21 protein-coding genes are annotated in these 26,340 nt (G+C 64.7%); 10 read left to right on the top strand and 11 right to left on the bottom strand.

Annotated features, from left to right (window positions below; translation table 11 throughout):
- Positions 1–193: 193 nt before the first annotated feature.
- Both glmU and QQM37_RS09010 read left to right on the top strand, forming a co-directional pair.
- A complete protein-coding gene (gene glmU / locus QQM37_RS09015) occupies positions 194–1,666 on the top strand; it encodes a bifunctional UDP-N-acetylglucosamine diphosphorylase/glucosamine-1-phosphate N-acetyltransferase GlmU (protein ID WP_285726760.1) in 1,473 nt (490 codons plus the stop codon).
- Positions 1,663–2,643, top strand: a complete 981-nt coding sequence (locus QQM37_RS09010) for a ribose-phosphate diphosphokinase (RefSeq protein ID WP_285726674.1) — start codon at positions 1,663–1,665, stop codon at positions 2,641–2,643. The genes glmU and QQM37_RS09010 overlap by 4 nt, the downstream gene beginning before the upstream one ends.
- 91 nt (positions 2,644–2,734) lie before the next feature.
- On the opposite strand, the gene QQM37_RS09005 is transcribed toward QQM37_RS09010, so the two are convergent.
- Complete coding sequence (locus QQM37_RS09005; RefSeq protein ID WP_285726672.1) at positions 2,735–3,328, bottom strand: nitroreductase family protein; 594 nt, start codon at positions 3,326–3,328, stop codon at positions 2,735–2,737.
- 265 nt (positions 3,329–3,593) lie between these two features.
- On the opposite strand from QQM37_RS09005, the gene QQM37_RS09000 reads away from it, so the two are divergent.
- Positions 3,594–4,166 (top strand): 50S ribosomal protein L25/general stress protein Ctc, encoded by a 573-nt coding sequence (locus tag QQM37_RS09000; RefSeq protein WP_285726670.1) that lies wholly within the window; start codon positions 3,594–3,596, stop codon positions 4,164–4,166.
- 40 nt (positions 4,167–4,206) lie between these two features.
- Positions 4,207–4,791, top strand: coding sequence for an aminoacyl-tRNA hydrolase (pth, locus tag QQM37_RS08995; protein ID WP_285726668.1), 585 nt, complete (start codon positions 4,207–4,209; stop codon positions 4,789–4,791).
- Here pth and QQM37_RS08990 read toward each other — a convergent pair.
- Complete coding sequence (locus QQM37_RS08990; protein WP_285726758.1) at positions 4,781–6,109, bottom strand: UDP-glucose dehydrogenase family protein; 1,329 nt, start codon at positions 6,107–6,109, stop codon at positions 4,781–4,783. The genes pth and QQM37_RS08990 overlap by 11 nt on opposite strands.
- A 203-nt stretch (positions 6,110–6,312) precedes the next feature.
- Between QQM37_RS08990 and QQM37_RS08985 the strand changes: the two genes are divergently transcribed.
- Together QQM37_RS08985 and sufU are read left to right on the top strand one after the other, a co-directional pair.
- Entirely contained in the window at positions 6,313–7,710 is a 1,398-nt protein-coding gene (locus QQM37_RS08985) for an aminotransferase class V-fold PLP-dependent enzyme (protein ID WP_285726666.1), read from the top strand.
- Positions 7,707–8,168 carry a Fe-S cluster assembly sulfur transfer protein SufU gene (gene sufU, locus QQM37_RS08980; RefSeq protein WP_285726664.1) on the top strand — a complete coding sequence of 154 codons (462 nt, stop codon included), beginning with the start codon at positions 7,707–7,709 and terminating at the stop codon, positions 8,166–8,168. The genes QQM37_RS08985 and sufU overlap by 4 nt, the downstream gene beginning before the upstream one ends.
- Here the strand turns inward: sufU and nhaA are convergent.
- Positions 8,165–9,448, bottom strand: a complete 1,284-nt coding sequence (nhaA, locus tag QQM37_RS08975) for a Na+/H+ antiporter NhaA (protein ID WP_285726662.1) — start codon at positions 9,446–9,448, stop codon at positions 8,165–8,167. The genes sufU and nhaA overlap by 4 nt on opposite strands.
- Positions 9,449–9,564: 116 nt before the next feature.
- A complete protein-coding gene (locus tag QQM37_RS08970; RefSeq protein WP_285726660.1) occupies positions 9,565–10,062 on the bottom strand; it encodes a DUF2505 domain-containing protein in 498 nt (165 codons plus the stop codon).
- A 267-nt stretch (positions 10,063–10,329) separates the two neighbouring features.
- Between QQM37_RS08970 and mfd the strand changes: the two genes are divergently transcribed.
- Positions 10,330–13,986: a transcription-repair coupling factor gene (gene mfd, locus QQM37_RS08965; protein ID WP_285726658.1), complete on the top strand. Its 3,657-nt coding sequence runs from the start codon at positions 10,330–10,332 to the stop codon at positions 13,984–13,986.
- A 35-nt stretch (positions 13,987–14,021) separates the two neighbouring features.
- Positions 14,022–15,287, top strand: coding sequence for an MFS transporter (locus QQM37_RS08960; protein WP_285726656.1), 1,266 nt, complete (start codon positions 14,022–14,024; stop codon positions 15,285–15,287).
- Positions 15,288–15,299: 12 nt separating this feature from the next.
- Here the strand turns inward: QQM37_RS08960 and QQM37_RS08955 are convergent, their stop codons facing one another.
- The 4 genes from QQM37_RS08955 to QQM37_RS08940 form a co-directional block, all read right to left on the bottom strand.
- A complete protein-coding gene (locus QQM37_RS08955) occupies positions 15,300–15,554 on the bottom strand; it encodes a hypothetical protein (RefSeq protein WP_285726654.1) in 255 nt (84 codons plus the stop codon).
- Between the two features lie 55 nt (positions 15,555–15,609).
- Positions 15,610–16,320 carry a deoxyribose-phosphate aldolase gene (gene deoC / locus QQM37_RS08950; RefSeq protein WP_285726652.1) on the bottom strand — a complete coding sequence of 237 codons (711 nt, stop codon included), beginning with the start codon at positions 16,318–16,320 and terminating at the stop codon, positions 15,610–15,612.
- Between the two features lie 61 nt (positions 16,321–16,381).
- Positions 16,382–18,211, bottom strand: a complete 1,830-nt coding sequence (locus QQM37_RS08945) for a phospho-sugar mutase (RefSeq protein WP_285726650.1) — start codon at positions 18,209–18,211, stop codon at positions 16,382–16,384.
- A gap of 137 nt (positions 18,212–18,348) precedes the next feature.
- Positions 18,349–19,158 (bottom strand): purine-nucleoside phosphorylase, encoded by an 810-nt coding sequence (locus QQM37_RS08940; RefSeq protein WP_285726757.1) that lies wholly within the window; start codon positions 19,156–19,158, stop codon positions 18,349–18,351.
- Positions 19,159–19,277: 119 nt separating this feature from the next.
- On the opposite strand from QQM37_RS08940, the gene QQM37_RS08935 reads away from it, so the two are divergent.
- Together QQM37_RS08935 and QQM37_RS08930 are read left to right on the top strand one after the other, a co-directional pair.
- Positions 19,278–20,699 carry an NAD(P)H-quinone dehydrogenase gene (locus QQM37_RS08935; RefSeq protein WP_285726648.1) on the top strand — a complete coding sequence of 474 codons (1,422 nt, stop codon included), beginning with the start codon at positions 19,278–19,280 and terminating at the stop codon, positions 20,697–20,699.
- Positions 20,700–20,865: 166 nt separating this feature from the next.
- Complete coding sequence (locus tag QQM37_RS08930) at positions 20,866–22,263, top strand: MFS transporter (RefSeq protein WP_285726646.1); 1,398 nt, start codon at positions 20,866–20,868, stop codon at positions 22,261–22,263.
- A gap of 94 nt (positions 22,264–22,357) precedes the next feature.
- Here the strand turns inward: QQM37_RS08930 and QQM37_RS08925 are convergent, their stop codons facing one another.
- From QQM37_RS08925 to exaC, 3 genes are all read right to left on the bottom strand, one after another.
- Complete coding sequence (locus QQM37_RS08925) at positions 22,358–24,160, bottom strand: acetyl/propionyl/methylcrotonyl-CoA carboxylase subunit alpha (RefSeq protein WP_285726755.1); 1,803 nt, start codon at positions 24,158–24,160, stop codon at positions 22,358–22,360.
- 112 nt (positions 24,161–24,272) lie between these two features.
- Positions 24,273–24,686 (bottom strand): DUF779 domain-containing protein, encoded by a 414-nt coding sequence (locus QQM37_RS08920; RefSeq protein ID WP_285726644.1) that lies wholly within the window; start codon positions 24,684–24,686, stop codon positions 24,273–24,275.
- A gap of 108 nt (positions 24,687–24,794) precedes the next feature.
- Entirely contained in the window at positions 24,795–26,318 is a 1,524-nt protein-coding gene (gene exaC / locus QQM37_RS08915) for an acetaldehyde dehydrogenase ExaC (RefSeq protein ID WP_285726642.1), read from the bottom strand.
- Between the last annotated feature and the right edge of the window lie 22 nt (positions 26,319–26,340).

Genomic DNA, 26,340 nt, shown 5'->3' with positions numbered 1-26,340 from the left:
GTGCACAGAGGCATAGGATGAGTCTGTCACCGGCGCCGACCACACACCACGGTCGGTTCACGTGTTCCCTCCAGATGCACCGAGCCACAGGAGCAGCAGCTTGGATTCCTTGCCGCCTATCGCACTGACCGCCACCTCCGATTCTGCGCAGGGATTGAGCGTCATTGTTCTTGCGGCCGGGGCTGGCACCCGGATGAAATCATCCACTCCCAAAATTCTCCATCGCATCGGCGGTCTTCCACTGATCGGCCACGCCCTGGCCGCCGCCCGTGGCCTGTTGCCGCAGCGGCTCGCCGTCGTCGTCCGCTATGAACGTGACCGGGTGGCCGCTGAGGTCGCCACCCTGGATCCGACCGCACTCCTGGTGGACCAGGATGACGTCCCGGGTACCGGCCGGGCGGCTCAGGTGGCTCTGGAAGCGCTCGATGTCGCTGCCCTCGAGGCAGCCGATGCCCCGGTGGAGGGCACCGTCGTGGTGACCTACGGGGATGTTCCGCTGCTGAGTACCGAGCTGCTCCGCCAGCTGGTCGCCGCCCACGAGAACCAGTCCAATGCAGTCACCGTGCTTACCGCACACGTCGCGGACCCCACCGGGTACGGGCGCATTCTGCGCGCCGAGGACGGCACCGTTCTGGGTATCCGTGAGCACAAGGACGCTAGCGAGGCGGAGCGGGCGATCACCGAGATCAACTCCGGCATCTATGCCTTCGACGCCGGCATCCTGCGCGATGCGCTGAATCGCGTCGGAACGGACAACGCGCAGGGTGAGATGTACCTGACCGATGTGCTGGCCCTGGCCACCGAGGTGGGCGGACGGGTGGCCGCCTGGGTGACCGACGATCCGTGGCAGGTGGAGGGCATCAACGATCGGGTGCAGCTGGCCACCCTGGGTCGGGTCCTCAATGACCGGGTGCTGGAGCGCTGGATGCACGCCGGGGTGAGCGTGCTGGATCCCGCCACCACCTGGGTCGACGTCCAGGTGACGCTGCATTCGGACGTGACCCTGCTGCCCGGCGTCCAACTGCACGGGAGCACCACGGTGGAGCGCGATGCCGTCGTGGGGCCAGACTGCACCCTCACCGATGTGCAGATCGGCCCCGGCGCCACGGTGATCCGCACCCATGGTTCCGAATCCGTGATCGCAGCAGGGGCGAGCGTTGGCCCGTTCACCTATCTGCGGCCAGGCACCGTGCTGGGCGAAGACGGCAGGATCGGTGCTTTCTACGAGACCAAGAATGTGCGTATCGGGGCTCGCACCAAGCTGTCTCATCTGGGCTACGCCGGGGATGCCGAGATCGGTGAGGACACCAATATCGGGTGCGGCAATATCACCGCCAATTACGATGGCGAGAGGAAGCACCGCACGCTGATCGGCTCGGGGGTGCGCACCGGTTCCAATACCGTGTTCGTCGCCCCGGTCGAGGTGGGCAACGGTGCATACTCCGGCGCCGGTGCGGTGATCCGCAGGAACGTCCCTGCCGGTGCCCTGGCGCTGACCATCGCAGCGCAACGCAATGCCGAAGGCTGGGTGCTGGATCACCGGCCGGGCAGCGTTTCCGCCCTGCACGCCCAGTCTTCTTTGCACGCCCAGAGCGCCTTGGGCGCAACACGCCTCGACGAACACCCTGAAACACAACAACAGTCATCGGAAGGCACCCGGGCATGAGCGCAATCACCGCCAACGGCGAGAAAAAACTATTGTTGGCCTCTGGCCGGGCGCACCCGGAACTGGCGCAGGAGATTGCACGGGAACTGAATACCGAGCTTCTGCCGATTGACGCCTATGACTTCGCCAATGGTGAGATCTATGTGCGGTCGGCGGAGAGTGTGCGTGGCAGCGACGTTTTCGTGCTCCAGGCGCACCCCGCGCCGTTGAATAACTGGTTGATGGAGCAGCTGATCCTGATCGACTCTCTCAAGCGGGCTTCGGCCAAGCGGATCACCGTGGTGTCCCCGTTCTATCCCTACGCACGCCAGGACAAGAAGGGACGCGGGCGCGAGCCGATCACCGCGCGTCTGGTGGCTGACCTGTACAAGACCGCTGGCGCCGACCGGCTGATCAGCGTTGATCTGCACACAGCACAGATCCAGGGATTCTTCGACGGTCCCGTGGATCACCTGATGGCCATCCCGCTACTGGCGGAGTACATCCGCAGCCGGGTCAATGTGGACGAGGTCACGGTGGTCTCCCCGGACACCGGGCGCGTCCGGGTGGCCGAGCAGTGGGCCGATCGCCTCGGTGGCGCACCCCTGGCCTTCGTGCACAAGAGCCGTGACCTCACCGTCCCCAACCAGGCGGTGTCCAAGCAGGTGGTCGGCCAGATCGAAGGCCGTACCTGCGTCCTCATCGATGACATGATCGACACCGGCGGCACCATTTCCGGCGCCGTCCAGGTGCTTAAGAATGCCGGAGCGAAGGACGTCATCATCGCCGCAACGCATCCCGTGTTCTCCTCACCGGCGGCGGAGCGTCTGGCGGCCTCCGGTGCTCGCGAAGTGGTGGTGACCAACACGCTGCCGATCACCGAGGAACAGCGCTTCCCGACGTTGACCGTGCTCTCCATCGCGCCGTTGATCGCCCGCGCCATCAAGGCCGTGTTTGAAGACGGTTCCGTGACCTCACTGTTTGACGGTCAGGCCTGACTCAGAGCTGAGCAGTCTCAGACAAAAGCCCGCGTCCGGTTCTCCGTAGAGGCCGGACGCGGGCTTTTGCGTGACTGGAGCGGAGGCAGCCTTATTCGCTGACCAGGATCAGATCATCCAGGGCCAGCCTCTGCCGGGGTGCCACCTCACGCTCGCGCAGCGCTTCGGGCAGGGCATCGGGGCTGCCGAGCACTCCGATCGCCGAGACGCTCAGTGCCTTGAGGCCGTCATCGAGGTTGAAGGCCTTCTTGATCCCTTCAGCGTCGAAGCCGCCCATCTGGTGGACGTGCAGACCGTCGTGGTGGGCCTGGAAGCTCAGGTGGCTCAGCGCCTGGCCGAGGTCATACTCGGCCCAGGTGAGCGCGCTGCCGTCCTCTGTGGTGGGGATGGCCAGTGCCACGATGAGCGCCTGCGCGGAGCCGGCCCAGGTCTTGTTGAAGCCCATGAGGTGCTCAACGATGGTGTCGAAGGCTGCGCTGCCCCGTCGCGCGACGACGAAGCGCCAGGGCTGGGTGTTGGCGGCCGATGGCGACCAACGGGCGGCCTCAAGAGCGGCCACCAGTTTGCTTTCATCCAGGGGCGCGCTGGGATCGTAGGAACGGGGGCTCCAGCGTTCTGCCAGAACCTCGACGATGGGGGTACTGGTCTGCGCGGTGCGCACGGTGGTGTCAGCGGTCAACGACATCGGCCGTCTCCTTGGGTGTAGCTGGTACGGGGGATCGGCGTCATTGCCACGGATGTCAACCTGCGGGGCAACGGGAGTATTCCCCGGGCCAGGACCCCGGTCAACCCTGCTAAACTATCCGGGTACCTTGGCGAGGGAAGCGCGCCCGTCTGATGACGAGTGAATCCGGCTTCCGTGATCGACACGGTCTCACCCTCTGGCGTAGCACTCCCTTGCTCGAGGTGTTTGACCCCTCGTCCAACACCATCGAAGAAGGAGAGACTCCATGAGCGAAACCAAGCTTGCTGCCAAGCTTCGCACCGAATTCGGCAAGGGCTACGCCCGTCGCGCCCGTGCCGCTGGCCACATCCCTGCGGTCATCTACGGTCACGGCGCTGAGCCGATCCACCTGACCCTGCCGGAGCGCGAGACCGCTCGTGCCATCCGTACGGCTAACGCTCTGCTGACCATCGACCTTGAAGGCGCCGAGCACCTGGCCCTGGTCAAGGACGTCCAGCGTGATCCGGTTCTGCAGATCATCGAGCACATCGATCTGCTGACGGTCCGCAAGGGCGAGAAGGTCACCGTGGAAATCGCGCTCGTGCTGGTCGGTGAACCGCAGTCCGGCACCGTGGTCAACCAGGAAGCCACCCACGTTACGGTGGAGGCTGAAGCAACCCACCTGCCGACCCAGCTCGAGGCGAACATCGAGGGCTTTGCTGCAGGTCAGCACCTCGTTGCCTCCGATCTGGTGCTGCCGCAGGGCACCACTCTGGTGTCGGAGCCGGACACCCTGATCATCAACATCACCGAGGCAGCCGCTGCCGAGGACGAGGAAACCGAAGCAGCTGCCGAGTAACGAGGCACTGACTCACGGTTGACCTGAAGCAGCACCGCTGATGGCAGACACCTGGCTGATAGTCGGGCTCGGGAATCCCGGGCCCGACTATCGTCATACCCGCCACAACATCGGCTTCATGGTGGTGGAGGAGCTCGCCCAACGCATGGGCGTGAGCTTCCGCGCCAACAAATCCCGCGCCCTGGTCGCGGAAGGCCGGCTCAGCCCCGGCGGGCCCAAGCTGGTCCTGGCACAGCCACAGACCTTCATGAATCTCAGCGGCGGACCCACCTCGGCACTCGCCCGGTTCTACAACCTGCCGACCGATCGCGTCGTGGCTGTCCAGGATGAAATCGACATCCCGTTCAATACCCTCAAGCTCAAAATCGGTGGCGGTGAAGGTGGCCACAACGGTGTCCGGGATATGGCCAAGGCCCTGGCCACCAAGGATTTCTACCGCGTCCGCGTCGGTGTGGGCCGCCCGCCGGGCCGCGCAGATGCCGCCGCCCATGTGCTCAAGGCCTTCTCCACGGTGGAGCGCAAGGAACTGCCCTTCCTGATTCAGGATGCCGCCGATGCCGTCGAGCTACTGGTCAGCGACGGCCTGCTCGCCGCGCAACAGAAGTTTCATCCGGTCAACAAGTAGCGCGGCCGAGCCCCCGGTACGTCCAGCCGGCGGCCCGCCAGGCGGCGGCATCGAGCACATTGCGTGCATCGACGATGGTTCGCTCGCTGACCAGGGCTGCCACTGTCACCGGATCCAGACTGCGATACTGCGGCCATTCGGTCAGCAACACCACACAATGCGCACCCTCCAGCGCCAGCTGCAGGTCCGGCTCAAAGGAGAGCGTGGGGAAGCGCTGCGCCGCATTGTTCAGCGCCTCCGGGTCGGTGACCGTGACGGTGGCGCCTTGCAACTGCAATTGTGCGGCCACATTGAGCGCGGGGGAGTCGCGTACATCGTCGCTGTAGGGCTTGAATGCGGCACCCAGCACCGTCACCCGGCGCCCGATCAGGGAACCACCAGTCTCAGCCACCAGAGAACGCACCAGCTCCACCACCTTGGTGCGTCGGCGCATATTGATCGAGTCCACCTCTTTGAGGAAGGTCAGCGCCTGGTCTGCGCCCAGCTCCCCGGCCCTGGCCATAAAGGCTCGGATGTCCTTGGGCAGGCATCCGCCGCCAAAGCCCAGGCCGGCGTTGAGGAATTTCCTGCCAATCCGCTCATCCAGCCCGATGGCGTCCGCCAGCATGGTGACGTCGGCACCGGAGGCCTCGCAGACCTCCGCCATGGCATTGATGAAGGAGATTTTGGTGGCCAGGAAGGAGTTCGCCGCGGCCTTGACCAACTCTGCCGTTGCGTAGTCCATGACCAGCCGGGGGGTGTCCTCGGCCAGCGGGCGGGCGTAGACGGCATCGAGCGCGGCCACCGCTTGATCACCCGTCGCACCTTCCGGGACACCGTAGACCAGACGATCCGGGGACAGCGTGTCGCGTACGGCATAGCCCTCCCGCAGAAATTCCGGATTCCAGGCCAGCACGGCTCCTGGGGCGCTCACCGCCAGTTCGGCGGCGATCCGTCCAGCAGTCCCGACCGGAACGGTTGACTTACCGACCACCACATCACCCTCGCGCAGTAGCGGCGCGAGCTGTTCAAAGGCTGAATTCACATAGCTCAGATCTGCCGCGTAATCGCCTTTGCGCTGCGGAGTCCCCACACAGACGAAGTGCACCTGGCAGTCAGCGGCCTCGGACAGATCCGTGGTGAAACGGAGGTTTCCGGTGGCAGTGGCCTTCTGCAGCAGTTCCGGCAGCCCTGGTTCGAAGAAGGGGGCCCGGCCTGCGGACAACTCGGCGATCTGATGCGCATTGACGTCGATGCCGATTACTTCATGACCCATGGTGGCCAGACAACTTGCGTGCACGGCCCCCAGATAACCGCATCCCATCACCGAAATCCGCACCGTGCCTCCGTCTTTCTGAGCCTGCCGAAGAAGTTTGCTCTGGGCCTTCACCCGTGCTTCTCAGCCTCCCGCAGATGTGTGAGCGAGGCCTTTCTCACACACCAATCCCCGGTGAACCATGGGAGAATTGTGGGGTTCGTACTTCTACCGCGACGGCTGATTCCGTTGGCGGGGAACGGAGGCGAGGTGAGCACTGGAGGATGATGGTGGGGTCAACGGAGTTGAACCGCAGCGGGCTGAACCAGCCAACACTGAACCAGACGAGCGGGGATGAGCGACTGGCCCGTCCCAGCCTCACGGCACTCGAGGTGGCACGGATACGCAACGATTTCCCCCTTCTGGAGCGCCAGGTCAATGGGCATCCACTGGTCTATCTGGACTCCGGGGCCACCTCGCAGAAGCCGTTCAGCGTCCTTGAATCGGAGCAGGAATTTTACGAACAGCGCAATGCCGCCGTCCATCGCGGTGCCCACTGGCTGGCTGTCGAGGCGACCGAGGCCTATGAGGCTGCGCGCGGCATCGTCGCCGGGTTCATTGGTGCCCGGGAGGCCGAGCTGGTCTGGACCTCCAACGCCACGGAGGCACTCAATCTGATCGCGTATTCCTTCTCCAATGCGAGCATGGGGCCGGTGGCCGAGGAAGCCCGGCGGTTTGCCCTGAGGCCGGGGGACGAGATCTTGGTCACCGAAATGGAGCACCACGCCAACCTGGTGCCCTGGCAGGAGCTGGCGCGCCGCACCGGTGCCACTCTGCGCTACGTGCCGCTGACCGATGACGGCACGCTGGATCCTGGGCAGGTGAGCGAGCTGCTGACGGAACGAACCCGGGTTTTCGCCTTCACTCAGGCCTCCAATGTCCTGGGCACCATCAACCCGGTGGCCGAATTCACCGCGATGGCCCGGCGGGTCGGCGCGCTCACCGTGCTCGATGCCTGCCAGTCGGTGCCGCATCTTCCGGTCGATGTGAAGGCCCTTGGCGTGGATTTTGCGGCCTTCTCCGGCCACAAGATGCTCGCTCCGACCGGTATCGGGGCCCTCTACGGACGCTCCGAACTGCTCAACGCCATGCCGCCGTTCCTGACCGGTGGTTCCATGATCACCAAGGTCACCATGGAGTCCTCTGGCTATCTCCCGGCCCCGCAGCGTTTTGAGGCCGGAACGCAGCGGATTTCGCAGTCGATCGCCCTGTCCGTGGCCGTCAACTATCTGCGTGAAACCGGCATGGACGCCATCGCCGCATGGGAGGCGGCATTGGGACAGCGTCTGGCCTCCGGGCTGGTCTCGATCCCGGGAATCCACCTGCTTGGCCCGGCTCCCGGAGAGGAACGCCTCGGTCTGGCCTCCTTCGAGGTGGACGGCGTGCATGCGCACGATGTCGGCCAGTTCCTGGACGATCGCGGCATTGCGGTGCGCGTGGGGCACCACTGCGCGCAGCCACTGCACCGGCGCTACGGGCTGACCGCCAGCACCCGCGCCAGCGCCTATCTTTACACCACAGAGGACGAAGTGGACCAGTTCCTGCAGGCTGTCTCCGAGGTGCGCGGCTACTTCGGCGTGAGTCAACGATCCGGTTCCGCAACCAGCGAAGGGGCAACGGTATGAGCGGCCTTGATTCCCTCTACCAGGAGATCATCCTGGAGCAGTCCAAACTCCGCAACGGGGATGACCTGCTGACGGCGGAGCCGGTTCCAGCGGGGGCGCGCAGCGGCCACTCACACCAGCTCAACCCCGTCTGTGGCGATGAGATCACGGTGCGGGTGGATGTGGCCGAGGGTGGTGACGTGCTGGGCGTGCACTGGGACGGGGCTGGCTGTGCCATCTCGATGGCCTCCGCTTCGGTGCTGACCGGTGAGTTGAGAGGGCTGTCCGGTGGGGCCGCACTGGAGCTGATTGAGCAGTTCCGCACCGTGATGCGCTCCCGGGGAACGATCGAGGCGGATCCCGGGGTACTCGGCGAAGCAGCAGCCTTCTCCGGGGTGTCCCGCTATGCGGCCCGGGTGAAATGCGCCATGCTGGCCTGGGTTGCCGTCGAGGATGCGCTGCGGGCTGACAGCGCCTAGGCCAGCTGCCGGTAGCGGCGATTGCGCGCCCGGAGAATGATCGAGGCCAGCAACGCGGCGATCAGTGAGCCGGTCAGGATCGCCACCTTGGCATGATCGGTGTGCGGTGAGTCGTGGCCAAAGGCGAGCTCTCCGATCAGCAGAGAGACGGTAAATCCGATACCGGCCAGCACTGCAAGCCCAGCAACGTCCCACCAGGAGAGCCCACTGTCCAGGCTGGCCCGGGTGGTTGTGGTGACCAGGAGGGTTGCACCGAAGATGCCCACGGTCTTCCCGAGCACCAGCGCGAGCACAATGCCGACCGCCACCGAATCGCTCAGTGCAGCCTGAATTCCGCTGATCCCACCTACGGCCACGCCCGCAGAGAAGAACGCGAAGATCGGCACGGCCACCCCGGCGGAGAGCGGCCGGATGCGATGTTCAAAGTGTTCGGCCAAGCCGGGGCCCCTCTCTGCTTGATCTCCGTCCGGCGTCCGGTCCCGGCGCAACACCGGAACAGCGAAGGCCAGCAAGACCCCGGCCACGGTGGCGTGGATCCCGGAGGCGTGAACCAGCGCCCAGGTGGCGGCGGCCAGCGGCAGCAGCAGGTACCAGCTCCGGACGCGCTTCTGCACCAACCAGGTGAACAGCCCCAGTGGGATCAGCGCGAGCGCCAGATACCCCGGGGCCAGGCCGTGCGGATAGAACGCCGCGATGATGGCGATGGCGATCAGATCATCCACGACGGCCAGGGTCAGCAGGAAGGTGCGCAGCGCGGTGGGCAGATGCGTGCTGATCACCGCAAGGACCGCGAGTGCGAAGGCGATGTCCGTGGCAGTCGGGATGGCCCAGCCGTGCAGAATCTCAGCGCCATTCTGCACATTCACCAGAACATAGATCACTGCGGGAACCAGCACGCCGCCACAGGCAGCGGCCACCGGGACGATGGCCCGGTTGAAGCTGCGCAGATCCCCGGCCACAAACTCCCGTTTGAGTTCCAGCCCTGCGACGAAGAAGAAGATTGCCAACAACCCATCCGCGGCCCAGTCGCCAAGCCTCAGCTTGAGGCCCAGGAAGTCCACACCCAGTGGGGTTTCACGGAGTGCGAAGTACCCGGCAGCAGCAGGGGAGTTGGCCCAGATCAACGCGGCAACCGTCGCGATGAGCAACAGCGCTCCGCCGACGGTTTCGCGGCGCAGAATGGCGGAGATCCGCACACGTTCCGGGCTCGAGCCGCGGGCAAATACTGTGCGGGCAGCTTGATGGTTGTGTACAGCAGGGGTGGGGCGTGCACCGGGCATGGTCAGTCCTTACTGAGATCTCTCATGACAGCACGAAGGCTGTGCCGACCAGACTTCCCGGCTCACCACTACCCATTTTAGGCTGGATGGCCGACTTCAGCCCGCCCGGTGCCGATCTACTCCCCGCCGAGGACCTTGAGCGCCTCGGAGACCTGCAGGTTCAGTGCCTTGCCGAAGGCGGGCTCTGCCGCACGGACGATCTTGTCACCGAGGAATGGGATGCTGCTGGTCACAGCTCCGTCGAGTTCGATGCGGGTCTGTGCGCCTTCCGCGATCAATCGCTGCACGGCCTTGGCCTCCACGGGTGCACCGGAGATCGTCGCGCTGATCCTCACCTCACGGGAACCATCCGCAGCGGGGGCGGACCAGCTGTCCTTCTGCTTGAGAGTCAGGCTGGCGCCGACAAATTTGCGGGCGATATCCGGCAGTCGGTCGCTCGGAACGGCGCGGACCAGCGTCACCTCGAAGGAACCACTCGGATCCTCCTGGACGGCGTAGGACTCCAGAGTTCCACCGGCGGCCTCGCTGACCTGACGGACGAAGTCAACACTCCGGAAGAGTTCGACGACGCGCTCGATGTCGGTGGGCAGTGAGGCGGAAGAAGACAGAGCCATGAGTGGTCCTTACATCGGGATACCGCCGCGAACGACGGCGCTGCGAACAGACTGCGAACAAACTGCAGCACCAGCCAACCACATGAGCGGCCCGCGCCGCGAGTGGAAGGGACTCATGAAGGCGTCGCTGAGCTCACTGTCAGTGGCCAGCGATACACTGAAAGGGCACCCCGGGCTTCTCAGGAATCCCGGGTTTTCGTGCTGCGATTCGCGGCATGGGACGCCCCGTCATTCTGCCCAACTCCACCCACAGGTCGAGGATTCTTCATGACATTGAACGGATTGCGCTCCACACTGCGCGAGGAGCCCAGTATTGCCAGGGTTCGCGCACATGCAGAACGTGCTCATGCCCTGCGCACCGAGGGTCTGCAGATCGGCGCGCCCAATGGATTGCGGGCACCTTTGATCGCAGAGATCGCTGAGGGTCTGGCCGCCGCGCCTGCCGTGGAAGGGGCGGCCGGCATCGTGCTGGTGGTCACGGCCACCAGCCGGGAGAGTGAAGATCTGGTGGCAGCGCTGCGCTCCTACCTGCCCGTCGATGCCGTGGCGGAATTCCCCAGCTGGGAAACGCTTCCGCATGAACGGTTGTCGCCCCGCTCGGACACGGTGGGCCGTCGACTTGCTGTGCTCCGCCGGCTCAAACACGCCAGAACCGGAGATCAGCGGACAGGATCAACGAAGGACGCCGCCCTGCGCGTGGTGGTCGCGCCGGTGCGCGCCGTGGTTCAGCCCGTGGTCGCAGGCCTGGGCGACGTGGAGCCGGTGGAACTGAGGGTGGGGGACATTGCGCCGTTCGACGAGGTGGTCCGCCGGCTCGCAGCGGCCGCCTATGCGCGTGTGGACATGGTCACGCATCGAGGCGAATTCGCGGTCCGCGGCGGGATTATCGATGTTTTCCCGCCGACCGATGACCACCCGGTGCGCATTGAATTCTTCGGCGATGAGGTTGAATCCATGCGTTGGTTTGCCGTGGCGGACCAGCGCACCATCACCTCGGTCAGCGGCACGGTGACCCACCCCAGCCAACTCTTTGCCCCACCCTGCCGCGAGTTGCTGATCACCCCTGAGGTGCAGTCGCGGGCCGCCCGGCTCAAGGACTCCTTCCCGGCCGCGGCGGGGATGCTGGAGAAGATCGCCGGTGGCATTGCGGTGGAAGGCATGGAATCGCTGACCCCCGTGCTGGTCGAATCTGTGGTCCCGGTGGTGGCCGAGTTCCCGCCCGGCTCGATCGCCATCGTGCTGGAGCCGGAGCGCGTCCGTGGGCGTGCCCACGACCTTGAGGCGACCAATGAGGAGTTCCTGGAGGCGGCCTGGTCCACAGCGTCCGATGGCGGCGTGGCCCCTCTGGATGTCTCGCAGACTCTGGACGTCTCCCGGGCCTTGGCCTCAGCGAACTTTGCCTCGCTGGCTGAAAGCCGGACCTCCGCACTGCGTTCCGGGCTCAGCTGGTGGTCGATCTCCGCACTGGGCCTCCATAGCGATATGGGCCAGGAAACGGAACCGGAGCTGGATGTTCTGGCGATCCCGGCCCGGGAGCCACGCGGCTATCAGGGCAATGTGGCGGAGATGCTGGAGTTCGTCGGAAGCCGGGTGGCCGATCAGTGGCGCATCGTGGTGGTGACTGATGGCCCCGGCCCCGCGCAGCGTCTCGCTGAGCTGTTCCATGATGCGGATATTCCGGCGGCGCGGGTCGATTCGCTGGATGAGCCGGCGCAACCGGGCATCATCGAGGTGACCACCGCTGCCGCCGGGCACGGATTCGTGCTGGACGGGCTGAAACTGGGCCTGCTCACCGAAGCCGATCTGCTGGGCAGGGCCACCGCCGCCGGCACCAAAGATATGCGCAAGATGCCGTCCAAACGGCGCAATGCGGTGGACCCGCTGCAGCTGCGCGCCGGCGACTTTGTGGTGCACGAGCAGCACGGCATCGGCCGGTTCGTGGAGCTGATCCAGCGCAAAGTGGTGGGAACGGATGGCAACCGTGAGTACCTGGTGCTGGAATACGCGCCCGCAAAGCGTGGCGCCCCTGGGGATAAACTCTTCGTCCCGACCGATCAGCTGGATCAGATCACCGCTTACGTCGGTGGCGATGCTCCGGTGCTGAGCAAGATGGGTGGCTCCGACTGGGCGGCGACGAAGACCAAGGCACGCAAGGCGGTCAAGGAGATCGCGGGCGAACTGATTCGTCTCTACTCCGCCCGGATGGCCTCCAAGGGTCATGCGTTTGCGGCGGACACTCCCTGGCAGCGCGAACTGGAAGAGGCGTTTCCCTATGTCGAAACACCGGATCAGCTGACCACCATCAATGAAGTCAAGGCGGATATGGAGCGGGAGATCCCGATGGATCGCCTGGTCTCGGGTGATGTCGGCTACGGCAAGACCGAGATCGCCGTCCGGGCCGCCTTCAAGGCGGTGCAGGATGGCAAACAGGTCGCGGTCCTGGTGCCGACCACTCTGCTCGCCCAACAGCACTACGAGACGTTCACCGAGCGGTTCTCTGGCTTCCCGGTGCGGGTCAGGCCGCTATCCCGCTTCCAGGGGACCAAGGAATCCAAGGAAACCGCAGAGGGGGTGCGGAACGGCACGGTGGACGTGGTCATCGGCACCCACCGGTTGTTGTCCAAGGAATTCGGGTTCAAGGACCTGGGCCTGGTGATCGTGGATGAGGAACAGCGCTTCGGTGTGGAGCACAAAGAGCAGCTGAAAAAGATGCGCACCAATGTGGATGTGCTGGCGATGAGCGCCACCCCGATCCCACGTACCCTGGAGATGTCGCTCACCGGCATCCGGGAGACTTCCACCCTGGCCACTCCGCCGGAGGAACGCCACCCGGTGCTCACCTACGTCGGTCCCTATACCGATAAGCAGACCTCGGCCGCCATCCGACGCGAACTGATGCGCGAGGGTCAGGTGTTCTTCGTGCACAACCGGGTGTCCTCGATCGAGCGGATCGCCGCCCATGTGCAGCAGCTGGTGCCGGAGGCCCGCATTGCGGTGGCGCACGGGCAGATGAGCGAAGCCCGGCTGGAACAGATCATTGTGGACTTCTGGGAGAAGCGTTTCGATGTGCTGGTCTGCACCACCATCATTGAGACCGGCCTGGATATCTCCAACGCCAATACGCTGATTGTCGATGGCGCTGATAAGTATGGCCTCTCCCAGTTGCACCAGCTGCGTGGCCGGGTGGGCCGTGGCAGGGAACGGGCCTACGCCTACTTCCTGTACCCCGCGGAGAAGCCGCTGGGTGAGGTGGCGCTGGAGCGGCTCAAGGCGGTCGCCGCGCACAACGAGCTCGGGGCTGGCATGCAGCTGGCCATGAAGGACCTGGAAATCCGGGGTGCCGGAAACCTGCTCGGTGGCGAGCAGTCCGGACATATCGCCGGGGTGGGCTTTGATCTCTACATTCGCCTGGTCGGCGAGGCGGTGGCCGACTTCCGGGGTGAGGCCGAGGAGAAGGTCGCCGATATGAAGATCGAGCTGCCGGTCAACGCGCATCTGCCCCACGACTATGTGCCGGGGGAGCGGCTGCGCCTGGAGGCTTACCGCAAGCTGGCTGCCGCGCTGACTCCGCAGGCGATCGATGAGGTGCTGGAAGAGCTCATCGACCGCTATGGTGAGCCGCCGGCGCCGGTGCAGAACCTGGTCGCGGTGGCTCGGTTCCGCGTTGCGGCCCGCGAAGTGGGTCTGAGCGATGTCGCGGTGCAGGGGAACTTTGTGAAGTTCGCTCCGGCAGATCTGCCCGAATCACGGCAGATGCGTCTGCAACGGATGTACCCCGGATCCCAGATCAAACCTGCGTTGAGCGCGATTCTGATTCCGAAACCGAAAACAGCCCGGGTGGGGGGTCGTGATCTGGTGGACACTCAGATTCTCGAGTGGGCCCAGCAGGTGCTGATCGCGATCTTCAGCGATTCCCCGGTGTAGCGATAACTCCATGAGAAGCGGTTATCATCGATCAAGTGTCTACTCTCGGTGAATTGATCGCTCCGCGCCGCATGGGCATGAACTTCCGGTGGCTCATTGCGGCGTCCTGGACCGGCAATATTGGTGACGGTGTGGCCCTGGCTGCCGCACCGCTGCTCATTGCTTCGATGACATCATCGCCCCTGCTGGTCTCCGCGGGTGCCATGATGCAATACCTGCCCTGGCTGCTCTTCGGCCTGCATGCCGGTGCGGTGGCGGACCGCTTTGACCGCCGTCATCTGGTCATGCTTGGCAACTCCCTGCGCGGCCTGGTCGTCCTGGCACTGTGCGTCTTCCTGCTTACCGGGCAGGCAACCATCGTGGTGGTCCTTGTGGCGACCTTGCTCTATGGCGTGGCTGAGGTCTTCGTGAACTCGGCCAACAACACCCTGCTCCCCATGCTGGTGCGTTCGGAGAATCTGGGCATCGGCAATGCCCGGCTGCAATTCGGGTACCTCGTCGCCAACCAGCTGGGCGGGCCGCCGCTGGGTGCCCTCCTCTTCGCCATCGGCGCCTTCTGGCCGTTCCTGGTTCAGGTGCTTTGTGTGCTCCTGGCGGTGGTGCTCATTTCGCGGATCTCCGCCACGCCACTGCCACCGCGCAGTATCGACGAGAATCATCCCCGCGCTGCCGTGCACACGGATATTGCCGAGGGAATCCGCTGGCTGCTGCGCAATCCTCCGGTGCGCACCCTGGTGATCATCATCCTCTCCTTCAACGTCACCTGGGCGGCACCGTGGAGCATTCTGGTCCTTTATGCCACCGAGCACCTGCACATGGGGCCGGTGGGCTATGCAGCGCTCACGACGGCGTCGGCCCTGGGCGGGATGGCCGCGACCTTCTCCTTCGGCTGGCTGGAGAAACGGGTCGCCTTCGCCGTGTTGATGCGAGTATGCCTCTCGCTGGAAGTCCTGATGCATCTGTCGATGGCGTTGGTGACCACCGGTTGGGTGGCGCTGGCCATCATGGTGGTCTTTGGCGCGTACGCCTTCATCTGGGGCACCATCTCCACCACCGTGCGTCAGCGCCTGGTTCCCCTGGACCTGCAAGGGCGAATCGGCTCGGTGAACATGGTGGGCGTGTTCGGCGGCATGGTGATCGGACAGGCGCTGGGCGGCCTCATTGCACAGACCTGGGGGCTCACGGCCCCCTGGTGGTTTGCCTTCGTGGGGTCCGGGCTGACACTCCTGCTGATCTGGCGCCCGATCCGGAACATAGCAGCAGCGCCCTCCGTTCTGGGGGAGGGCGCTGCTAAACCTTAGTGCAGTCTGAGGTTAGAAGTTGCCGTTGGGCTTGCGGTGGTCCGTCTTCACCATGGCCTTGGCTCCCGAATCGCTGCGGCCCATCAGAGTCTGCGGGATCCAGAAGGCCAGGAAGATCAGGCCCAGACCCAGCGCAAACGGCCAGACCTGGTTCAGGCTGCCCCAGGTGAAGCAGAAGATCCCCGCCAGGAACAGGATCATGAAGATCGCAAAAATGAAAGCGCTCTGGACCGTGCTGTTCTCATGCTGCGGCTGGTTCGATGCCATGGGGTGATCCTCCGGTATTCGTGGCGTCAATTCTGGACCTCAGTCTATCCGGTGCTCAGTAGCTGCTGGTGCCCTGGCCGCCGGTCACAATGGCAATACCGGAGCTGGCACCGATCCGGCTGGCACCGGCCGCGATCATCGCCTCGGCATCCTCACGCGTGCGGACTCCGCCGGAGGCCTTGACGCCCAGGTCAGGGCCCACCGTGGCCCGCATCAGGGCGACGTCTGCCGTGGTCGCGCCGGGCCCGTTGAAACCGGTGGAGGTCTTGACGTAGTCCGCGCCGGATTCCACGGCGGCTTTGCAGGCCAGCACCTTCTGCTCATCAGTCAGCAGAGCGGTCTCGATGATGACCTTGAGAATGGCCCCACCGGTATGAGCAGCCTCCGCCACTGCTGAAATATCCGAGACCAGCGCCTCATAGTCGTTGGCCCGAGCCGCTGCGATATTGATCACCATATCGATCTCATCGGCACCGTCCAGGGTGGCTCCGCGGGTCTCATAGACCTTCACATCGCTGGGCGTTGCGCCGAGCGGGAAGCCCACCACGGAGCAGGTCAGAACCGGGGAGTCCCGTAGCGCATTGTGTACCGTCTTGACCCACACCGGGTTGACGCAGACGGAGGCGAATCCATACTGGATGGCTTCCGCGCAGACGGCCAGGACGTCCTGCTCCGAGGCCTCCGGTTTGAGGAGGGTGTGGTCGATGTAGCCCGCCAGAGACGCCGGAGTCGCAGAGGCTGCGGCAGGATCGTGAGTGTCGGTCATGAGGTTCCTTCTGGCTGGTCGGTGGTTCGTGAGGGTTGTTCGCTGGGGGAAGCAGGTTCGGTCAGAGTCCAAGGGCCTCACGCACATCGGCCAGGACGGCGTTGAGTACTGTCCGGGCCTTGCGGCGAGCTTCGGGAAGTGCGGCGGCGGAATCCACCGGAACGATGGCTTCGAGGTAACACTTGAGCTTGGGCTCGGTGCCGCTGGGGCGCACGATGACGCGCACATCCTCGCGATTGATGTACAGCATGCCGTCGGTCGGTGGCAGACCGTGGGAGCCCAGCGAGAGATCCTGCACGGTGTCCACCGGGGAACCCGCCAGACTGACCGGCGGATGGTCCCGGACCCGGTCCATCATGGCCTGAAGCAGTTCAATATCGGCCACCCGGATGCTGAGCTGATCGGTCACATGCAGTCCGTGCACCACGGCCAGCTCATCGAGTCGGTCAAAGAGGGTCTTTCCCTCTGCTTTCAGGGCTGCGGCGAGCTCCGCCAGCAGCAGTGCGGCAGAGATCCCGTCCTTGTCCCGGACCAGGGCAGGGGCCACGCAGTAGCCCAGTGCCTCCTCATACCCGAAGCTGAGCCCGGGAACGCGGGCAATCCACTTGAAACCGGTCAGGGTCTGTTCATGCCGGAATCCTTCGGCAGCGGCGATCTTACCCAGCAGCCGGGAGGAGACGATGGAATTGGCGAATACGCCGTGGCCGGTGGCTGCGTCGATGGGAGCGGGGCTCGCTTCGGCAGGTTCTTCGACCTCCGGTGCCAGGCGGTCTGCCAGATGCGAGCCGAGCAGGGCTCCGACCTCGTCTCCGCGCAACATCCGCCACTGGGCGGTGACCGGGTCCTGAGCAGCGATCGCCAGCCGGTCGGCATCGGGGTCATTGGCGATCACGAGATCTGCGCCTTCTACCTGTGCCTGGTCCAGAGCCAGGTCGAGGGCGCCGGGTTCTTCAGGATTGGGGAAGATCACCGTGGGAAAATTGGGGTCCGGAAGCTCCTGAGCGGCTACCTGACTGACGGAGTCGAAACCACCGGCGCGCAGCACAGCCTCAGCGGTGGCACCACCCACCCCGTGCATCGCGGTCAGCACGATCTTCAGATCCCGGTGTGGGAACCGCTCCGCTTCCAGCAACTCGACCAGACCCGTCCGGTAGGCGGCAATCACCTCGGCAGGTACGGGGTTCCACCCTTCGGTGGCCAGCGGGATGGTGTTGACGGGGCCGACGGCATCGATCAGCGCGGCGATCTGGGCGTCATAAGGCGGCACAATCTGTGCCCCGCGGCCGGACTGGTCATTCTCACCCAGCGCACGACCGCCCAGATACACCTTGTAGCCGTTGTCCTGGGCTGGATTGTGGCTGGCAGTCACCATCACACCGCCATCGCAGCCCAGAGCACGGACGGCGAAGGCCAGCAGAGGTGTGGGCAGCGCCGACGGCATCAGAAAGGTCTCCAGGCCAGACGCCACAAAGATTGCGGCACTTTCCCGGGCGAAGGCTTCGGAGTTGTGCCGGGCGTCGTAACCGACGACGATGCGCGCTCTGGCGTCTCCGGCCTGGCTGGAAAGGGCCTGGCTGCTTGAGTGCTGGGCGATCGACTGGTGCAGGAAGCGAGCAAAACCTGCGGCGGCGCGGCGCACCACCACCCGGTTCATCCGATTGGGTCCTGGCCCCAGAGCCGCTCTCAACCCGGCGGTGCCGAACTGAAGGGAACCGGCAAAGGCATCCTGGACTTCCTGGCGTGCCCGCTCGATCAGTTCCCGGTCCTCGGGAGTGTCGGGCAGAGCGGCCGCTTCCAACAGCCCAGCCAACTCGGCCGCCGTAGCGGGGTCAGGATCGGCTGCGGCCCAGGCCTGCGCACGCTCAAGGGTCAGGGGATCGAGAGAACTCATGCGTTCCAACCTATCGTCTCTGCGCCGGTGCTGAAGGGATGTACTGAAGGAATTACTGAAGGAATAAGGGATAAACACGGTCCGGAAGGATTCGTGGGAATAGCTCATCAGGGCGCCGCCGGGGCAGCGCCCGCGGATCAGAGTTTGCTGATGATGTCCGCCAGCAGGCGGGAGATGCGCGGCCCGGCTGCGGCACCTGCTTCCAGGACTTCCTGGTGGCTCAGTGGGGTCGGGGAGATCCCAGCGGCCAGGTTGGTCACCAGGGAGATGCCGAAAACCTCCATCCCGGCGTGGCGGCCTGCAATGGCTTCCAACGCGGTGGACATACCCACCAGATCGGCACCGATCCGCTTGGCGTACTGTACCTCGGCAGGAGTCTCGTAGTGCGGGCCGGTGAACTGGGCGTAGACACCCTCCGCGAGAGAGGGGTCGACCGTCCGGGCGATATCCCGCAGCCGTGAGGAATAGAGATCCGTCAGGTCTACGAAGGTGGCGCCTTCCAACGGAGATGCCGCGGTGAGGTTGATGTGATCGCTGATCAGCACGGGGGTCCCCGGGGTCCAGCCCGGGTTGAGGCCACCGCAGCCGTTGGTCAGGACCAGGGTCCGGGCTCCGGCGGCAGCCGCCGTTCGCACGCCGTGCACCACGGCGCGGACGCCCTTGCCTTCGTAGAAGTGAGTGCGGGCGCCCAGCACCAGCGCTCGCTTGCCTTCGCTGGTCAGAATGGAGCGGATGGTCCCGACATGTCCCTGCACAGCGGGAGCGGAGAAACCGGGGAGCTCGGTGGCCTGCAGGGTGGCGGTGGTTTCACCGATCAGATCAGCCGCCTCACCCCATCCGGAGCCCAGCACGAGTGCCACATCGTGGCGTTCGACGCCGGTCCGCTCGGCGATGAGTGCGGCAGCCTCCTGCGCCAGTGCGAAAGGGTTTGCGGAAGGATCGGCCACAGGCGAGGATCCGGGGGCTGCGGTCCCTGCAGCATCGAAAGTAGTCACCCGCACAATCTACCCGCTGAACGCCCGCTTGGCTTGGTCTGCCGGATGGGCGAGAATGGAACACTGTGACTATGCAGAGCCAGTTCAGCCAGCCTTCCCTTGCGATTCTGGGCGGGGGACCGGGCGGATATGAGGCAGCCATGGTCGCTGCCTCTCTGGGGGCTGCGGTCACCCTGATTGAGCAGAAGGGGCTCGGCGGGTCGGCGGTGCTGACCGACGTCGTCCCCTCGAAAACGCTCATCGCCACCGCCGACGTGATGAACCGCTTTGAATCGGCCACTGACCTGGGGGTGCGGTTCGATGTGGACGGCGGGGACTGCCGACCGGTCATGCGGGCCGACCTCGAGGCGGTCAATGCCCGCCTGATGCATCTGGCTCACGAACAGTCCGAGGACATCAAGCGTGGGCTGGTGAAGGCCGGAGTGCGCCTGATCGAGGGCACCGGCACTCTGGTGGATCAGCACACCATCTCTGTCCAGACAAAGGACGGTGTGGAAAATGTCCGGGCTGAGGCAATCCTGCTGGCCGTGGGCGCTCACCCGCGGGAACTGCCGACGGCGCGTCCGGACGGCGAGCGGATCTTCAACTGGACGCAGATCTATCATCTGACGGAAGTTCCCGAGGAACTGATCGTGGTGGGTTCCGGGGTCACCGGCGCTGAATTTGCCTCCGCGTATAACGGTCTTGGCTCCAAGGTCACCTTGATTTCCTCCCGTGATCAGGTGCTGCCCGGCGAAGACTCTGATGCCGCCGAGGTGCTTGAGCATGTCTTTGAACGACGCGGCATGACGGTGTTGTCCCGTTCCCGGGCCGAATCGGTGGAGCGGATCACCGATGAGCGTGGCGAAGGGGTGCTGGTTACCCTCTCCGACGGGCGTCAGGTGCGCGGCAGCCATTGTCTGGTCTGCGTCGGCTCGATTCCGAACACGGCCGGAATCGGCCTCGAAGAGGCCGGTGTTGCGCTGACCGAATCCGGTCATATCCGGGTCGATGGCGTCTCCCGGACCAGCGTGCCGACCATCTATGCGGCGGGGGACTGCACCGGCGTGCTGGCTCTGGCCTCGGTGGCAGCGATGCAGGGACGCATCGCCGTGGCGCACCTGCTGGGCGACGGTCTGCGTCCGCTCAAGCTCAAAGTGGTGTCCTCCAATATTTTCACTTCCCCGGAGATTGCCTCGGTGGGTGTTTCTGAAGCGGATCTGGAGTCGGGGCGGTACCAGGGTGACGTGATCAAACTTCCCCTGCAGACCAACGCCCGCGCCAAAATGCGTAACAGCACCGATGGCTTCGTCAAGATCATCGCCCGTAAGGGCTCCGGCACGGTGATCGGCGGAGTCGTCGTCGGTGCCAATGCCTCCGAGCTGATCTTCCCGATTGCGCTCGCGGTGACTCAGAAGATGAATGTGGACGATGTTTCCTCTACCTTCACGGTGTACCCCTCGCTTTCCGGATCGATCGCGGAGGCGGCCCGTCGGTTGCACGTGCATCAGTAGCGGTTCAAGAGTCATCCATATGTTGGACACTCCGTCCGTAGCGTGGACAGAGTGGGCGGCTCGAGGGCTACGATGTCAGGACCACTAAGACCTTGCGGTCACGCGGTCCCGGGGGCTTGGTGCCTCGGCGGCGGGAGCACGGATGCCGCAGCGAGGAGAACCTCTTATGTCCACCGTCAACGCGGAGACACCCCCAGTGAATACCCGTGGCCGGGTCATCGTCGCGAGCCTGATCGGCACCTCGATCGAGTTTTACGACTTTTATGTCTACGCCACGGCCGCAGTTCTGGTTTTTCCCAAGCTCTTCTTCCCTTCAGCGGATGACGTCACCCAGCTGTTGAGCTCCTTCGCCGTTTTCGGCGTGGCCTTCGTGGCGCGTCCACTCGGCTCGATCCTCTTCGGCCACTTCGGTGACCGGATCGGACGCAAGGGCACGCTGATCGCCTCGCTGCTCACCATGGGCATCGCGACCTTCCTGATCGGCTGCCTGCCTACTGCTCAGGTTCCGGGGTGGACCTTCCTGGCACCGGCACTGCTGGTGGTGCTGCGTTTTGCCCAGGGTCTTGCCCTCGGCGGGGAATGGAGCGGTGCGGCACTGCTGGCCACTGAAAACGCGCCGAAGAACAAGCGCGCCATCTACGGCACCTTCCCTCAGCTGGGAGCGCCCATCGGCTTCATCATCGCCAATACGCTGTTCCTGGTCATGAACCTGACATTGAGCGCCGAGGCCTTCAGCTCCTGGGGCTGGCGCATTCCGTTCCTGGCCAGCGCTGTGATGGTCGTCATCGGCCTGTACGTCCGGCTCAAGCTGGTGGAAACCCCCGCTTTCCAGAAGGTGGTGGAGCAGGGCCAGGTCTCCCGTCTTCCCCTGGCCCGGGTCTTCAAAACCAGCTGGCTGCAGCTCATCCTGGGTACCTTCATCATGCTGGCCACTTACGTGCTCTTCTATCTGATGACCACCTTCACCCTGACCTTCGGCACCACCGTATCCAGCCTGGACGCAGCGAAAGCAGCGGCGACGAAGGCCGGCAAGCCGATGACGCAAGGCGCTATCGATGCCTTCGTCCCGGGCCTGGGCTACAGTCGCAACGACTTCCTGCTGATGCTCATCGTCGGCGTTGTCTTCTTCGGCATCTTCACTCTGGTCGCCGGTCCGCTGGCTGAACGCTACGGGCGTCGTAAGTCGCTCATCGTGATCACTCTGGGCATTCTGATCTTCGGGCTGGTCTTTGCCCCGCTGGCCACCGGCGGCTTTGTCGGGGTGATGTTGTGGCTGATCATCGGCTTCACGCTGATGGGCCTGACCTTCGGGCCGATGGGCGCCTTCCTGCCGGAGCTCTTCCCCACGAATGTGCGCTACACGGGATCCGCTGTGGCCTATAACGTCTCCAGCATCCTGGGCGCTGCGGTGGCACCGTTTATCGCGGTGGCACTGTGGCAGGCGGCCAAGGGCAGCACCTGGCTGGTGGGCATCTACCTGAGCTCCATGGCAGTGCTCACGCTGATCTCGCTGTTCCTGTCCAAGGAGACCAAGGACACGGACCTCGTGGAGCAGTCCGTCTGATCGCTTGCCTCTGATTAATCATCGAGTGCCGCGTCATGTGCCGAATTCCCGGGAATTCGGCACATGACGCGGCACTCGATGGTTCTGCTGGGGACTAGTCCTCGATCGTGGCGATGACGGCACCTGCGGACACGGTGTCACCGGCGACGGCGTTCAGCCCGCGGACGGTGCCAGAGCGGTGCGCGGTGAGCGGCTGCTCCATCTTCATGGCCTCCAGCACCACCATCAGATCGCCCTCGGCCACGGTGTCGCCGTCGGCAACGGCCACCTTGACGATGGTTCCCTGCATGGGTGAGGTCAGTGCTTCGCTGTCCGCGGCTGCCGAGGAGGCGCCACCGCGGCTGCTCCGCCCGGGTTTTTTCGCCTTGGCTTTGGCGGTTCCGGTACGCACAGCACCCAGGGCGGCGGGGAGCACCACCTCCAGCCGCTTACCACCCACCTCCACGGTGACCCGCTGACGCTCCGCGCCCTCGTCGTCCGCCTCGGCGATGCCGGACGGGGCGAAGGCCGGCAGATCGTTGACAAACTCGGTTTCGATCCAGCGGGTGTGCACCCGGAACGGCTCACCGTCGACGGGCGCGAAGTCGGCATCTGCGACGACGGCGCGGTGGAAGGGCAGCACTGTTGGCATCCCGAGGATGTCCATCTCGGCCAGAGCGCGGCGCGAGCGTTCCAGCGCCTGCTGACGGCTGGAGCCCGTCACGATGAGCTTGGCCAGCATGGAATCGAAGTTGCCACCGATCACCTCGCCGGATTCGATGCCGGAATCCACCCGGACCCCGGGGCCGGTGGGCAGCTTGAGGGTCTCCACCGTGCCCGGGGCCGGCATGAAATTGCGGCCAGGGTCTTCACCGTTGATCCGGAACTCGAAGGAGTGCCCACGAACCTGGGGGTCGTCGTAGCCGAGGGCTTCACCACGTGCCAGCCGGAACTGCTCGCGCACCAGGTCTAAGCCGGTGACCTCCTCGGAGACCGGATGCTCCACCTGCAGGCGGGTGTTGACCTCCAGGAAGGAGATGACCCCGTCCTGGCCGACCAGGAACTCACAGGTGCCAGCTCCCTGGTACCCGGCCTCACGCAGAATCGCTTTGGACGCCTCGTAGAGGCGGGCATTCTGCTCGGCGCTCAGGAACGGGGCCGGAGCTTCTTCGACCAGCTTCTGATTGCGGCGCTGCAGGGAGCAGTCTCGGGTGGAGACCACGACGACGTTGCCCTGGGCGTCCGCCAGGCACTGGGTCTCCACATGCCGTGGGGAATCCAGGAACCGCTCCACGAAGCACTCGCCGCGTCCGAACGCTGCGGTGGCCTCGCGGACAGCGGATTCGTAGGCTTCCGCGATATCCGCCTCATCGCGAACCACCTTGATGCCACGTCCGCCACCGCCATAAGCCGCCTTGATAGCAAGCGGCAGGCCATGAGCCTGGGCGAAATCGATGACTTCCTGCGTGCTGCTGACCGGGTCCTTAGTTCCGGGAACCAGCGGGGCGCCGACCTTTTCAGCAATATGGCGGGCCTGGACCTTATCGCCCAGAGTGGCGATGGCAGCAGGGGAGGGGCCGATCCAGGTCAGACCGGCATCAATGACCTTCTGGGCGAACTCGGCATTCTCGGAGAGGAATCCGTAGCCCGGGTGCACCGCATCAGCGCCGGAACGGGCAGCCGCATCCAGGATCTTGTCCATTACCAGATACGACTCGGCGGCCGTGTTTCCGCCCAGAGCCCAGGCCTCATCGGCGAGCCGCACATGCAGGGCCTCCCGGTCCGGATCTGCATAGACCGCAACTGAGGCGATTCCTTCGTCCCGGGCAGCCCGGATCACCCGTACCGCGATCTCGCCCCGATTGGCGATCAGAACTTTGGTAATGGGGTGCTTGGCCTGGGATTCAGTCACGGGCATAGTCATGGGCACACAGACTCCTTCTTTCCTCACGGAGCCTAGCGCTTTGTGGAGGTTCTCGCTGAGAAGCCGGGCCTAATCCGCGCAAAATGCGTCAGATTTTGTAGAGATGCTACAAAATCTGCCCGAAGCCCTCCACCAGCCGGGATCGAATCAGGAATCTCACGCCCTCGGGTGCCTCCAGTGAGAAGCCGGAGCCACGCCCGGGGACAACATCCACCGTGAGATGGGTGTGGCTCCAGTAGTTGAACTGTTCAGCAGACATCCAGAAATCCAGCGGTGGGTCACCGGGCACTATCTCGAACCGGCCCAACAGTACATCTGCCGCTGAGGTCACGAACTCCCCGGCGGGGAAACACATCGGGGAGGACCCGTCACAACAGCCGCCAGACTGGTGGAACATCAGCGTCCCGTGCCGTGCCCACAAGCTGCGGATGAGCTCCAGCGCCGCGGGGGTCAGAGCCACCCGGGAGGCGGTCTCGCCATCAATCGTCACCTCTGCGTGACAGGCTTGTTCCATATCCATGGGGATCTCTCCGAGAAGGGGTCTGGCCGCGGCCCGTTGGGGGAGGGCCGCGGCCAGACCAGGGGATGCCGGCACAGGGGGGTATGCCGGCACAGCGGTGGCAACCGTTTAGAAGAAGCCGAGCTTGTTCTGGTCATAACTGACCAGCAGGTTCTTGGTCTGTTGGTAGTGATCGAGCATCATGGCGTGATTTTCGCGCCCGATGCCGGAGGACTTGTACCCGCCGAAGGCCGCCCCAGCGGGGTAGGCATGGTAGTTGTTCACCCAGACCCGGCCAGCCTGGAGGTCGCGACCCGCCCGGTACGCGGTGTTTCCATCCCGGCTCCACACCCCGGCACCGAGGCCGTAGAGCGTGTCATTGGCGATTCTCAGGGCGTCATCGTAATCACTGAACCGGGTCACGGAGACCACCGGGCCGAAGATCTCCTCCTGGAAAATCCGCATTGAGTTCTGGCCTTCGAAGATGGTGGGTGCCACGTAGAACCCGCCGGACAGGTCACCGCCGAGGTCCACCCGCTCGCCGCCGGTGAGTAGCCGCGCGCCCTCCTGCTGGCCAATGTCGATGTAGGAGAGGATCTTCTCCAGCTGATCATTCGAGGCCTGGGCGCCCACCTGGGTGTCGGTGTCCAGGGGGTTGCCCTGGATGATTGCCGTGGTGCGGGGCAGCGCATCGGCCAGGAAGGAATCATAGATCGACTCCTGGATCAGAGCACGGGAGGGGCAGGTGCAGACCTCACCCTGGTTGAAGGCATACAGCGTGAAGCCCTCCAACGCCTTGTCGTAGAACGCATCCTGAGTCTGGGCAACATCTTCGAAGAAGATATTGGGGCTCTTGCCGCCCAGCTCCAGGGTGACCGGAATCAGGTTGTTCGCGGCGTACTGGCTGATCAGCCGACCCGTAGTGGTCTCACCCGTGAAGGCGATCTTGCGGATCCGCGGGCTGGACGCCAGTGGTTTCCCGGCCTCCACCCCGAAGCCATTGACGATATTGAGCACGCCCGGAGGCAGAAGGTCGCCGATCAGCTCTGCCAGGAGCAGAATCGAGGCAGGGGTCTGCTCCGCGGGTTTGAGCACCACGGCATTGCCTGCCGCGAGTGCCGGGGCAAGTTTCCAGGCGGCCATCAGAAGGGGGAAATTCCAGGGGATGATCTGGCCGACGACGCCGAGCGGCTCGTGATAGTGGTAGGCCGTGGTGTTCTCGTCCAGCTGGCTCAGATGCCCCTCCTGGGCACGCACCGCCGCGGCAAAATACCGGAAGTGGTCGGCAGCGAGCGGCATATCCGCGTTGAGCGTCTCTCGGATCGGTTTGCCGTTGTCCCAGGTCTCGGCGACGGCGAGCAGTTCCAGATTGGCCTCAATGACGTCGGCGATGGCGTTCAGCGCCGCCGCCCGCTCAGCGACCGAGGTCTTGCCCCAGGCTGGCGCGGCGCGATGGGCGGCATCGAGCGCTAACTCGATGTCCTCCGCAGTGCTGCGTGCGATCTCGGTGAAGGCCCGCCCGGTCACCGGGGTGACATTCTCAAAGTACTGGCCCTGAACCGGTGGGATCCATTCCCCGCCGATCCAGTTCTCATACCGGTTCTTGAAGGTGACTTTCGCTCCGGGCTGACCCGGCTGTGCATACACAGTCACGACGATTCTCCTCGACTCTGAC

Origin of the sequence: Psychromicrobium xiongbiense (assembly GCF_030271165.1) — a bacterium.
GTDB lineage: Bacteria > Actinomycetota > Actinomycetes > Actinomycetales > Micrococcaceae > Renibacterium > Renibacterium xiongbiense.
The sequence above is the reverse complement of the archived record's forward strand: the minus strand, read 5'-3'. Positions and strand labels throughout refer to the sequence as shown.